Raw genomic sequence first — 255 nt, 5'->3', positions numbered from 1 at the left:
AAAAATCAAAGGAGTGACTTCTAAAAAGTTGAGAGAGGAATTTCCTCACCTTCAACACTTGCCGAGTCTATGGACACGTTCCTATTTTGTTTCTACCGCAGGAAATGTGTCGAGTGAAACGATAAAAGGTTATGTCGAACAACAAAAAACAAGGGGGTGAATGATCTGTCACAAACCATCACAGTCAAAATCAAATTGCTTCCTACAAAAGAACAGGCTTCTATCTTATGCAATATGAGCAAAGAGTATATTGAT

At 37.6% G+C, this 255-nt stretch carries 1 protein-coding gene and 1 pseudogene; both read left to right on the top strand.

What is annotated here, in order from left to right; genetic code table 11:
• Window positions 1-160: transposase (locus ACQCV8_RS20240; RefSeq protein ID WP_426847227.1), on the top strand; the 160-nt coding region annotated here is incomplete at its 5' end.
• 5 nt (window positions 161-165) lie between these two features.
• A pseudogene (locus ACQCV8_RS20235) lies at window positions 166-255 on the top strand (transposase); the annotation flags it as partial.

This window comes from Metabacillus sp. 84, from assembly GCF_050107715.1.
Lineage (GTDB): Bacteria > Bacillota > Bacilli > Bacillales > Bacillaceae > Metabacillus_B.
Note: the sequence above shows the minus strand (reverse complement) of the source record. Positions and strands in the feature narration are given on the sequence as shown.